Genomic DNA, 12,276 nt, shown 5'->3' with positions numbered 1-12,276 from the left:
TGGCAAACGCGGGCCGGGCCAGGAATCCAACCTGGACCTGGCCTGCGTGGGGCCTGAAACGACTCGGCACATCCGCACGGTGCCACCCAAAGGGCGCTCCGCGAGCCGAATCCCACCGCCGTCCCGGCAACGCTTGGCTCCGGCCATGCGACCACGCCATGTCGTCCTGGGGGATCAGCGGGCGGCGTTCTGGCGGATGGCATGGATCACCGTGTAGTCAAGAAGCCTGGCCCGGGCGCGGGCCGGATTCAGCATCAGGCCGCCGGCCACGGCAAGGACGCAAATGATGATGCCGACGATCAGGAACCCGTTGGCATAGCCCTCCGCAGGTGTTGCCGCACGCTCAACAATGATCCCCAGTGCATAGGGTGCCACCATTCCGGCCACCGAGTAGGCGGCGACGATGCAGCCAAAGAACGCTGCGCGTTGGTGGGCGGGCAAGAAGTCCGAGGCCCCGGCGAAACCGATCGCGAAGGCGATCGAGTTGACGGAAAACGCGGCAACCACGAACACCAATTGAATCGGGCCGGCGGGGAGCTGGGTGAAGGCGATCATGCTCAGTCCCGCGAACACCAGGCAGGCCGTGGTCAGGAACGACCGTGCCACACGTGAGGAGAAGCCCCGCTTGAGCAGCCAGCCGGAAAGTGCGCCCGTGCCGAGGAGCAAGAACATGGCACAGACATAGGGGACCGCCACCAACGTGCCCACGGTTTGCATGGAATAGCCCAGGCCCTCATTCATGAAGGCAGGCAGCCACGTGACCTTGAGCGAGGTGATCAGGTAACCGGCAAAGGTCAGCAGGGCCAAGCCCCAGAAGCTGGGAAGCATCAGCAGCCGGTAGAACGGAACAACGATGTCGCCGTTGGGATCGACGATCGCTTCCCTTTCCTCGGTGGTTTGGGGACGCTTCTTGAACGGCAGGCGGTCCGCGAAAAAGAACCACACGACCGTCCAAACCACGCTGACGCCAACCAGGAAGATAAACGATGCATGCCAGTCCCACCTCATGATGATCCACGTCAGCGTCGGAGCTGCGAGCAACGGGCCGATCGAGGTTCCGGCGGTGACAATGGCACCGGCGGTGGCGCGCTTTTGGGCCGGGAAAAGCCCGTGGACGATTGACTGGCACAAGGCATGAGCCGGTCCCTCAAAGAATCCCAGGGCAATGCGGCTGGCCAGCAGGACACCGAAGGTGGTTTGCGTGGTCAACGGAAGCATCGTCAAAACCCAGGTGAACATCAGGATGCCGACGGCCCAGTTGTATGAAATCCTCCTGAACACCGCGGTCAAAACCACGGCACCCACGGCAAAGAGCCAGAAGAAGGCACTGGACAGCAGGCCATATTGGCTGGCGCCCAAGTCCATGGTTTCGCGGATCGGCTTGCTCGCCAGCCCGATTGCTGCCTTGTCGGCAAAATTGAGCATGGAGAAAATCAGAAGCATGAGGACAATGCCCCAGTTGCGCCGACTCGTGGGCGTGCTTGGCTGCATGACGCTGCCCCGCGGGCTCGTGGAAAGGGACACGCTGGTCTCCTGGCGTATTGGGTGTCGATGGACGGGAGGCCGAGTGTGACATGCCGCACACCGTGATCCTCATTCTACAAGTAGAGCCGGGGCACTGCTGCCGTTCAACGGCGCTTTGGCTATCGCGCTGATCGGGAATCATGCTGGACAACCGGGCCGATCTCCCGGCCCTTGGACGGCCACGGCGCCCAGGCCGTGAGGGAGTCCGCTTGGCAGCCATGGCGGCTCGGCGGTCCGGTTGCGAATTTCCGCATCCCGGATCGTGCCGGGGATCTCCCGTGGGTTCCCGCACCGGGACCGGAAGGCGACCATCGCGGGATCTTGCCTGTCCATCGCGTGGCGAGCCGCCGGATGCCTGAAGGGGGATTGCGGGCCATCGATCTGCCCCGCCCGGCCGGCCGACGGCATGGCATCCCCGGCGGCATCGGAAAACCGCGGCGTTTGCCTTCGGGAGTCCGTGTTTCCGGACGACCCTCGGGGTGGAGCCCACCGTGCCGGAGCCGCGCCGTCGGTCGGTGTCGCCCGATCGAGCCCACCTGCTTTCCTTCCCCGGGCAAGCGCCCCGGACTCCCCACCCGGCCGGGTTTTCCGTGACCGGAGGAGTTTGGAAGTGCGGGTGATAAGGATTTCCGATAGCGCACCGGTATCACCGTGCCAGCGCGGAAATGCTTCACAGATGTGAATTGGCTAACGAGACTGATCTCACGCCGGACGCATGCCATGCCGTCCGATCCAACGTTCAGTGAGGTGCCCCCAGTTGTTAGTCGAAACAGCCAAGCCTAGTAACTCCGACACCATCGTTGGGTTCATTGCCCAGGCGAAAAACAGGGAATCGGCCATGTTCACCGAAGCAGAAGGAAAATCCCTGCTCTCGGCCTTCGGCATCGACACCCCCCAGGGCGTGGAAATCCCCGTGGGAGGGGAACTTCCCGGACACCTTCGCGAGCCCCTGGTCGTCAAGGCGATTTCCACGACGCTTGTACACAAGTCGGATGCCGGCGGAGTCCGCGTCGGGGTGACCCGCGCCGAACTCCATGAGGTCGCAACGCAGATGCGTGACTCCCTCGCCGACTTCGGGCACCGGCTCGAGGGCCTGCTGGTCGAGGAAATGATTCCGGCCGGCCACGAAATCATCGTCGGCGCCGTGCGCGCCCCCGGACTGGGCTGGACCGTCATGGTCGGCCTGGGCGGAGTCATGGTCGAGGTCTTCGAAGACGTCGCCTTCGGCCTGGCCCCGCTGTCCGAGACCCGGATCAACGGCATGCTGCAGGAACTGCGCGGCCTGAAGATCCTCAACGGCGCACGCGGCGGCCTGAAGGCCGACGTTTCATCGCTGGTCACCCTGATTTCCCGGCTCGCCGGCCCGGACGGACTGCTGGCCTCGCTGCCCGCGGACGTCACGGAAATCGACCTGAACCCGGTCATCGTCTCCGACACCCGCGCGGTGGCCGTGGATGCCCGCTTCGTCGTCGGGGAAGCCGACCCGGCCGATACCGCCGCCATTCAACGTTCCGAGGTTGCGGCAACCGATTTCTCCGCACTGTTCGAACCCCGCCGCGTCGCCGTCGTCGGTGCCAGCGGCAAGCGCCCGAACATGGCCAACCGCTTCATCCTCAACATGCTCGCCAACGGCTTCACCGGAACCATCATCCCGGTGAACCCGACCGCCGACACCATCGAAGGCCTTCCGGCCATCGCTTCGCTGGCCGAGCTGGACGAGCCGGTCGACTACGCATTCGTGGCCATGCCCGGTGCACGCGTTGCCCAGGCGCTGGCCGCCGGCGCCGGCAAGGTGCGCTTCGCGCAGGTCATCTCCAGCGGCTTCGGAGAAGTCGAGGACGGCAAGGAGCTGGAAGCAGAACTGGTGCGCACCGTGCGCGAAGCCGGCATCCGCTTGATCGGCCCGAACTGCCTGGGCACCCACGCCTCGGCCTCACGCCTGTCCTTCCTGCCCGAGGCGCCGCTGACCCCGGGGTCGACGGCAGTGGTATCCCAGAGCGGCGGACTGAGCGTGGACATCCTGCGTGTGGGGGCCATGCGCGGCATCGACTTCCATTCCGTGGTCAGCATCGGCAACAGCGCCGACGTGAACGCGGCCGAACTGGTGAAGTCCCACCTGGCAAACGACGACGTGCAGGTCATCGGCCTGTACGTTGAATCCCTCGGGGTGGCCCGCGAGGTCATGGACGTGCTCGGGGCCGCAGCGACCCGCAAGCCGGTGGTGCTGCTGGCCGGCGGCCGGACGGCCGAAGGCTCGCGTGCAGCAACCAGCCACACCGGCGCCCTGTCCGGGAACCACCGGCTGTGGCCGGCCATTGCCCGGCAGGCAGGGATGACGCTGGTCGACTCGCTCGAGGACTTCGCCACGGCCCTGCACGCACTCTCGACGCTGGACCTCGGCGTGCAGACACGCGGCCGCGAGGCCGTCCTGTTCGGCAACGGCGGCGGCGCCAGCGTGCTGGGCGCCGACGCACTTGACCGCCAGGGCGTGGGATCCCCGCCCCTGCCCGACTCGGTGGTCAACCAGCTTGAATCCCTGGAGCTGCCACCGGGCAACGGCTTCCACAACCCGATCGACGTGCCGGCCGGGACGCTGGCGGTCAAGAACGGCGCTGTCGCGCAGGACATCCTCAAGACTGTTCTCGCCGGCAGCCACCCGGCCTTGCTGATCTCCCACCTGAATGTCGGGATCATCCAGCGCAACCTCGGGGAAACGCACGGCGACGTGACGGGCAACATCATCGACTCGATCGGCAAGGCCCGCGACGAATCGAAGCCCGGCACCCACCAGCTGCTGGTCCTGAAAACCGATGGCAGCGCCGAAACCGAGGAAATGATCAAGGCGTACGCACAACGTGCCCGCCGGATCGGCATCCCGGTATTCCCGACCTTTGAAGACGCGGCACTTGCCGCGCGGGCAGTGCTCGAACAGGGCCAGCAAATCCACCAGGCATCGCTTGGCGCAAACGGAAGGCAAGAAAGATGACAACCGAAGCAGTCAAGAAAGACGTGGCCGGCCTCGCAGAAGCCACGTGCACCCGCGAGCAGGAGCACGAAAAGAAGCGCGCTGCTGCATTGGCCATGGGCGGGGTCCGGAAGCTTGAGGCCCGCCGGGCCAAGGGCGAGCTGAACGCCCGCGAGCGCATCGCGCTGCTGCTGGACCCTGGAACCTTCCGCGAGTCCGGGCTGTTCGTGACCTCGGCCGTGCCGGCGGACCGCGACAAGACCCCCGCCGACGGCAAGATTACCGGTACCGGCGAGGTTGACGGCCGGCGCGCGAGCGTCGTGGCCTACGACTTCACCGTCAAGGGATCCTCTTCGTCCCCGATCAGCAACAAGAAGATGTCCCACTTCAAGGAATTGGTGGTCAAGACCGGCCAGCCACTGGTCTACCTTTGCGAATCCACTGGCGTGCGCATGCCCGACGCCATGGGCGGCACCGGCATGGGATCGGCCAACGGCAAGACCCGGTTCCTGCGCCAGCGGGAAAGCCCCTGGGTTTCGGCCGCCTTCGGCTACTGCTTCGGATCGGCGGCCTGGCACACCATGGCCTCTGACTTCGCGGTGTTCCGCAAGGGCGCCGTGCTTGCGGTCTCCAGCCCCAACTTGGTCTCCCGCGCCACCGGCCAGCAGGTCGACGCCCAGGAGCTCGGCGGCTGGAAGATGCACTCCGAGGTCACCGGCTTCGCCGACGCGGTGGCCGACTCCGACGAGGAAGCGATCGAACTGATCCGCCGCTTCCTTTCCTACCTGCCCTCGCACAACGGCCAGACCCCGCCGCTGGCCCCGGTCCCCAGCGGATCCGGGGACCGCGCCGAGGAAATCAAGAACATCGTTCCCGCCGAACGCACCAAGACCTACGACGTGCGCAAGGTCATCGACATCGTCGTGGACACCGGCTCGGTGTTCCCGATCAAGGCCCGCTACGGCAAGTCCCTGGTGACCTCGCTCGCCCGCATCGGCGGCCAGTCGGTCGGCATCATCGCCAACAACCCGATGTTCAAGGGAGGCGCCCTGGACGGCGCCGCCTGCGACAAGGCGACCAGCTTCCTGGTCCTGTGCGATTCGTACAACATCCCCGTGGTGATGCTCGTTGACCAGCCCGGCTTCCTGATCGGCCTCGAGGCCGAGCGGAGCAAGGTGGCCGGCAAGATAATCAACTGGATGAACGCTCTTTCACTGGTCACCGTGCCGAAGATCGCCGTCACCATGCGCAAGAACTACGGCCAGGCCCTGATCAACATGGGTGGCGGCGGCACCGCCGACGCCACCGCCGGCTGGTGGTCCTCCGAGGTGAGCTTCATGGATCCGACCTCGGCTGTATCGGTGGTGCACGGCATCGACAAGGAAACCGACCCGGAAATGTACGAACTGCGTCTCGCGGAGATGAACAAGGGCACCACCGCCTACGACGTGGCCCAGGTCTTCGGATTCGAGCAGGTCATCGATCCGGCCGAAACCCGCGAGTTCATCCTCGGCGCCCTCAAGGACCACTACCGTGCCCGGACCAACGGTGTCGGCGAACACCTGTTGCGCACCTGGCCCACGAGCTTCTAAGGAGCCCATAATGAATTCATTTCCCGAATGCCTGCTGGTCGCCAACCGCGGCGAAATCGCCCGGCGCATCATCAAGACGGCCAACCGCCTCGGTGTGCGCACCGTCGCCGTCTACCACAAGGTCGACGCCGCCCTGCCCTACGTGGCAGAGGCTTCAGTGGCCATCGAGCTCACCGGCGACATGCCGGTGCAGTCCTACCTCGACCGCGCACAGATCATTGCGATCGCCAAGGAAGCAGGGGCCACCGCCATCCACCCCGGCTACGGGTTCCTGGCCGAAAATGCCGGATTCGCCCGCGAGGTCGCCGAGGCCGGATTGATCTGGGTGGGTCCCTCGGCCGAGGTCATCGAGGTCATGGGGGACAAGGTCGAGTCCCGCCGCGCCGTGGCGGCAGCGGGCGTGCCGATCAGCGGCGACGCCGGTGCCGCACTGAAGACCGGCGATGAGGCCGTCGAGGAAGCCGACCGCATCGGATACCCGGTGATGGTCAAGGCCTCCGCCGGCGGCGGAGGCATCGGCATGGCCGTTGCGCACAACGCCGAGGAGCTTCGCAAGGCCTTCGAGAACACCAAGTCGATGTCCGAGCGCAGCTTCGGCTCCGACCGCGTCTTCGTCGAGCGCTTTGTCCAATCCGCGCGGCACATCGAAGTCCAGGTCTTGGGCCTGGACGACGGCACCGTGGTGGCCCTGGGCGAGCGCGACTGTTCCACCCAGCGCCGTCACCAGAAGCTGATCGAGGAATCCCCGGCGCCGCACCTGGACCCGGCGGTGCGCGAACGCCTCATCGAATGCGCCATCGCCTCCGCCGCAGCGGTCGGCTACCGCAATGCCGGCACCGTCGAGTTCCTGCTGGACACCGTGACCGGCGACTTCGTCTTCCTGGAGATGAACACCCGCATCCAGGTGGAGCACCCGATCACCGAGATGACCCACGGCGTCGACCTGGTCGAGCAGCAGCTTTCCATCGCGGCCACCGGCACCACCACGGAGGATTTCGCACCAGTGGCCCGCGGCCACGCGATCGAGTTGCGCATCTGCGCCGAGGACCCGAAGAAGTTCTTCCCGCGCCCCGGCCCGATCGACGGCTGGATCGAACCCACCGGCGAGGGCATCCGCGTCGACTCCGGCTACCAGGCGCACACCGAAGTCACCCCGCACTTCGACTCGCTGATCGCCAAGGTGTGTGCATTCGGTGCCACCCGCGCCGAAGCCCACGCCCGCGCCATCAAGGCGTGCGAGGAATTCGATATCCAGGGATTGGTCACCAACCAGCAATTCCTAGAGGAGATCCTCGCCTCCGGGGAATTCACCGAGGGACGCTACGACACCGGACTGGTGGAACGCATCCAACTACGACTTAAAGAAGAGGCCAAGCTGGCCAAAAGGAGTGCATGAAAATGGCAGAGACAATTGCGGCGGACATGGGCGCAAACGTGTGGAAGATCCTCGTTGCACCGGGTGACCACGTGGAGGAAGACGATGTTTTCATGATCCTCGAAGCCATGAAGATGGAAATTCCCGTCACGGCCGAGGAAGCCGGCACGGTGCTGTCCGTCGACGTGGCCGAGGGCGACGTGGTCGCCTCCGGCCAGGCCCTGATCCAGTTCGAGTCGGAGTAGCCATGTCGATCCCCAGCACCCTGAAGGCGTGGACGGTCACCCGGCTGGGCGAACCCGTCGATGCACTGCAACTGGCCGACATCGAGGTTCCCGAACCCGGGGCGGGGCAGGTGCTTGTGCGCGTCCTGGCTTCCGCGGCCAACTTCCCGGACGTCCTGATGTGCCGCGGCATCTACCAGGTCAAGCCGGAACTGCCGTTCACTCCCGGACGCGAAGTCTGCGCCGAGGTGATCGCCGTGGGCCCGGGAACCACCCGGGCGGCGGTCGGCGACCGGGTCCTGGGCCTGACCACCCTGCCGTACGGCGGGTTCGCCGAATACGCGCTGATGGACCAGGACAAGGTGCACCAGGCACCGGCCTCGCTGGATGACGCCCAGGCCTCCTGCCTGTTCATCGGCTACCAGACCGGCTGGTTCGCACTGCACCGCCTGGCCCGGATCCAGCCGGGGGAGACGCTGCTGGTCCACGCCGCCGCCGGCGGCGTGGGCAGCGCCGCGATCCAGCTCGGCAAGGCTGCCGGAGCGAGGGTCATCGGCGTGGTCGGTGGCGAGGCGAAGGCCGAATACGCCCGCAAGCTCGGCGCCGACCTGGTCATCGACCGGCGCAAGGACGACTTTGTCGAGCAGGTCAAGGTGTTCACCGGCGGCCAGGGAGCCGATGTCATCTACGACCCGGTGGGCGGGGAGACCTACCAGCGCTCGACCAAGTGCATCGCGTTCGAGGGCCGGATCATTGTCGTCGGCTTTGCCGGGGGAGAAATCCAGAGCGCGAAGCTGAACCACGCGCTGGTGAAGAACTACTCGATCATGGGCATCCACTGGGGCCTTTACAACACCAAGAACCCGGCACTCGTGGACCGGTGCCACCAGGAATTGACCAGGTTGGCGGACTCCGGGGCCATCGACCCCTTCGTCAGCGAAAGGTTCACCCTGGACGGCGTGCCCGCCGCACTCCAGCGGCTGGCAGATGGAAAGACCGTGGGCCGCGTGGTCATGGAACACGCCGAGAACCAACACTAGTCAGCTCACCGTCGCACCGGGCCACGGACGGCCGGGGCCGGCAGGTACGAATCAACCACAATGGAGTGAAGATGTTTGAGTCACAGAACGGCGGATCGCCCCTCGGGGCCCGGCGGATGTTGGACGGCGGCGTATCGCGCCGTTCGCTGTTGAAGTATCTCGGCCTTGGCACGGCCGCCCTTGGTTCGGCCTCGCTGCTGGCAGCCTGTGGTGGGCAGGCCGGGGGCGCGGCGGGCGCCTCCGGGGCCGCCCAGAAGTTCGGGGTGGCGTCCTTCCCCGGCGACGCGTACTTCCTGGACACCGTGAACCTGGCCAACAAGGACTACGCCCAGCACTCGCTGGAAGTGCCCAAGCTCCTGACCCCGCAGAGCGGCGTCCAGGCGTTCCAGCTCCTGGTCGCCGGTGCAGTTGACGGCTACGCCGCCGACACCGGGCTGCTGATGGCCACCCACGCGAACAGCTCCAAGGGCAAGCGCCCGGTGCTGGTGGGCTTCCGGACCATGGAGACCACCTACGGAATCGTTGGCAGCCCGGATGTCTCCTGGCCCGCGGCCGATGCCGGCTTCGAGGAGAAGATGCGCTCCCTGAAGGGCAAGAAGATCGGCGTCACGGCCGTTGGCGCCGGCGGCGACCTGCAACTGCGGCTGGCCCTGGAACTGGCGGGCATGAAGGCCGGCGACGTCACCGTCCTTGCCGTCGGGCCCACCGTCCAGGCGATCCCCAACATCAAGGCCAAGCGCATCGACGCCTACGTCTCGGTCCAATGGACCTCCACGCGCCTGATCGCGAAGGAAGCCGGCGGAAACATCCTGCTCGACTTCGCCGCGGCCAATGTCCCGGAATTGCTGCGCAACCAGGCGGTGGTGGCGATCGGCGTCCGCGAGGAATTGGCACAAAAGCAGCCCGAAGTCGTCCAGAACTGGCTGGTCGCCCAGGAAGATGCCAGCAATTGGATCCTCGCGAACAAGGCGGCGGCAGCGAAGTTGCTCAATGACAACGGCCTGGGCGGCAAGGCCCCGGAAATCGCGGCGGCCTATGTGGACCACTACGTCACGGCGGTCCAGCCAAAGATCAAGCCGATGTTCAAGGCCGACGAGGCAACGGTTGAGAACATGGCCGAGCTTGCACTGCGCTTCGGCAGCGTCAAGAAGGGCGACATCACCTTTGAGACGCTCGTTCCGGAGTTCGCACGGGCATGAGTGAAACGACAGACATCATGAAAACCGCACACGAATCCGGCGCAGCGGCGCCGGCCGGCTCACCCACCGGACTCGATCTTGGCCGGCTGAAGGCCTGGCTGGAGACGGAGAAGCCAGGCCTGGTGGCCGGGGACCTGAGGGCAACCCTGATCCAGGGCGGCCGTTCCAACCTGACCTACGCCATGGGCGACGGAACCCGGCAGTGGATCGTGCGCCGCCCGCCCCTGGGCGAGATCATGGCCACCGCGCATGACATGAACCGGGAATACGCCATGGCCTCGGCGCTGGAAGGCACCGACGTCCCGGTGGCGAAAATGATCGCCTACTGCGGTGACAAGGACGTGCTGGGCGCCGACTTCTACGTCATGGAACTCGTCGAGGGCGTGCCCTACCGATACGCGGACGAGTTGAAGCCGCTGGGCGAAAAGCGCACCCGCGCCATCGCGGACCAGCTGGTTTCCACCCTGGCCAAGCTGCATTCCGTGGATCCCGCCGAGGTTGGCCTGGGCGACTTCGGCCGCCCCGAGGGCTTTCTGGGTCGGCAGGTCAGCCGCTGGAAGAAGCAGCTGGATGCCTCCTTCACGCGGGAGCTGCCCGGGGCAGAGGAACTTTACCGGAAGCTGGCCGCGGCGGTGCCCGCCACGTCGGCCTCCGGCATCGTGCACGGCGACTTCCGCCTGGACAACGTGCTGATGGGGGCCGACGATGTGCCGGCCGCCGTCATCGACTGGGAAATGGCCACGCTCGGGGACCCGCTGCTCGACCTTGCGCTGATGCTCACCTACCAGCGCCGGGCGGAGGTCGTGGCCGGCTGGGAATCGACCGATCCCGCCACCCACGACGCAACCCTGGCGCCGGGATACCCCTCCCAGGAGGAGATCATGGCGCTGTACGCGAAGGAGAGCGGACGTTCCCTGGACGGATTCGGGTTCCACCTCGGGTTGGCCGCCTTCAAGCTGGCCGGCATCGCCGAGGGGGTCCGCTACAGATACATCAACCGCCAAACGGTTGGCGAAGGTTTCGAAAACGCCGGCAACACCGTACCGATGCTGCTGGAACTCGGGCTTGAATCACTGAAGGAGTACAAGTAAATGGATTTCTCGACGGATGAGCGGACGGAGCTGCTGAAAAAGGAGCTCGTCGATTTCATGTACGGCCACGTGTACCCGGCGGAAGCCGAGTACGAGCAGGAATTGGAGGCCATGGAGGACCCCTTTGCGTTCTCGCAGTCCCCGACCCTGCAGCGGCTTCGCGCCGAGGCCCGCAGCCGCGGGCTGTGGAACCTGTTCCTGCCGGGCGAGGAAGGAGCCGGGTTGACCAACCTGCAGTACGCGCCGCTGGCCGAGATCACCGGCCGCAGCCGGACGCTGGCTCCCGCCGCGCTGAACTGCGCGGCCCCGGACACCGGGAACATGGAGTTGCTGGCCGAGTTCGGCACCGAGGAACAGAAGGACAAGTGGCTCAAGCCGCTGCTTGCGGGCGAAATCCGGTCGGCCTTCGCCATGACCGAGCCGGCCGTGGCCTCCTCGGATGCGACCAACGTGGAGACCTCGATCGTGCGCGACGGGGACGACTACGTGATCAACGGTCGCAAGTGGTTCATCACCGGTGCGGTGAACCCGAACTGCGAGATCTTCATCGTGATGGGCAAGACCGACCCAAGCGCCCACCGCCACCGCCAGCAGAGCCAGATCCTGGTTCCGCGAGACACCCCCGGCCTGGTCGTCAAGCGGGCCATGACGGTCTTCGGGTACCAGGACCACTACAACGGCGGCCACGGCGAGATCGAGTTCAACGATGTGCGCGTCCCGGCAACGAACATCATTGGCGGGGAAGGCGAGGGCTTCGCCATCGCCCAGGCCCGGTTGGGTCCGGGCCGCATCCACCACTGCATGCGTGCCATCGGCATGGCCGAGCGTGCCATCAACTCGATGTGCGAGCGTGCCGACGAGCGCGTGCCCTTCGGCAAGCCGCTGTCGGACCAGGGAGTGGTCCGCGACTGGATCGCCGAATCCCGGGTTCGCGTGGAGCAGCTGCGCCTGATGGTGCTCAAGACGGCCTGGCTCATGGACACCGTGGGCAACAAGGGCGCCCACACCGAGATCCAGGCGATCAAGATCGCCACCCCCTCGACCGTGGAATGGATCCTTGACAAGGCCATCCAGGTCCACGGGGCCGCCGGGCTCTCGCAGGACACCTTCCTGGCTCCTGCCTTCGCCTATGTGCGCAGCCTGCGGTTCGCCGACGGTCCGGACGAGGTGCACAAGAACGCACTGGCCCGCAACGAGCTCAAGCGCCAGCGCGCCCGCCGTGAGGCCCGCGCCAACGCCTAAGTTGGTTCGGCTCAGCGCCGCTGA

The 12,276-nt window shown here is 66.1% G+C and carries 9 protein-coding genes; 8 read left to right on the top strand and 1 reads right to left on the bottom strand.

The genetic code is table 11. The features are described from left to right. Nucleotides 1-174: 174 nt before the first annotated feature. Nucleotides 175-1,524 (bottom strand): MFS transporter, encoded by a 1,350-nt coding sequence (locus tag BLJ79_RS09560; protein ID WP_217641866.1) that lies wholly within the window; start codon nt 1,522-1,524, stop codon nt 175-177. A 715-nt stretch (nt 1,525-2,239) separates the two neighbouring features. On the opposite strand from BLJ79_RS09560, the gene BLJ79_RS09555 reads away from it, so the two are divergent. The 8 genes from BLJ79_RS09555 (at nt 2,240) to BLJ79_RS09520 (ending at nt 12,252) form a co-directional block, all read left to right on the top strand. Continuing rightward, a complete protein-coding gene (locus BLJ79_RS09555) occupies nt 2,240-4,510 on the top strand; it encodes an acetate--CoA ligase family protein (protein WP_083411146.1) in 2,271 nt (756 codons plus the stop codon). Continuing rightward, nucleotides 4,507-6,081, top strand: coding sequence for an acyl-CoA carboxylase subunit beta (locus tag BLJ79_RS09550; RefSeq protein WP_083411145.1), 1,575 nt, complete (start codon nt 4,507-4,509; stop codon nt 6,079-6,081). The genes BLJ79_RS09555 and BLJ79_RS09550 overlap by 4 nt, the downstream gene beginning before the upstream one ends. A 10-nt stretch (nt 6,082-6,091) precedes the next feature. Then, entirely contained in the window at nt 6,092-7,477 is a 1,386-nt protein-coding gene (locus tag BLJ79_RS09545) for an acetyl-CoA carboxylase biotin carboxylase subunit (RefSeq protein WP_071214453.1), read from the top strand. A 2-nt stretch (nt 7,478-7,479) separates the two neighbouring features. Then, the gene (locus BLJ79_RS09540; protein WP_071214452.1) at nt 7,480-7,701 is read left to right on the top strand and encodes a biotin/lipoyl-binding carrier protein; all 222 of its coding nucleotides are present in this window, start codon (nt 7,480-7,482) and stop codon (nt 7,699-7,701) included. 2 nt (nt 7,702-7,703) lie between these two features. Further along, nucleotides 7,704-8,720 (top strand): NADPH:quinone oxidoreductase family protein, encoded by a 1,017-nt coding sequence (locus BLJ79_RS09535; protein ID WP_217641865.1) that lies wholly within the window; start codon nt 7,704-7,706, stop codon nt 8,718-8,720. Nucleotides 8,721-8,791: 71 nt separating this feature from the next. After that, nucleotides 8,792-9,919, top strand: coding sequence for an ABC transporter substrate-binding protein (locus BLJ79_RS09530; RefSeq protein WP_071214451.1), 1,128 nt, complete (start codon nt 8,792-8,794; stop codon nt 9,917-9,919). Further along, the gene (locus BLJ79_RS09525) at nt 9,916-11,010 is read left to right on the top strand and encodes a phosphotransferase family protein (RefSeq protein WP_217641864.1); all 1,095 of its coding nucleotides are present in this window, start codon (nt 9,916-9,918) and stop codon (nt 11,008-11,010) included. Before BLJ79_RS09530 ends, BLJ79_RS09525 begins: the two co-directional genes overlap by 4 nt. Beyond that, the gene (locus BLJ79_RS09520; protein ID WP_071214449.1) at nt 11,011-12,252 is read left to right on the top strand and encodes an acyl-CoA dehydrogenase family protein; all 1,242 of its coding nucleotides are present in this window, start codon (nt 11,011-11,013) and stop codon (nt 12,250-12,252) included. The last annotated feature ends 24 nt before the right edge of the window (nt 12,253-12,276 follow it).

The sequence above is a fragment of the Arthrobacter sp. UCD-GKA genome, assembly GCF_001863355.1.
GTDB lineage: Bacteria > Actinomycetota > Actinomycetes > Actinomycetales > Micrococcaceae > Paeniglutamicibacter.
This window is presented reverse-complemented; position numbering and strand designations above follow the sequence as displayed.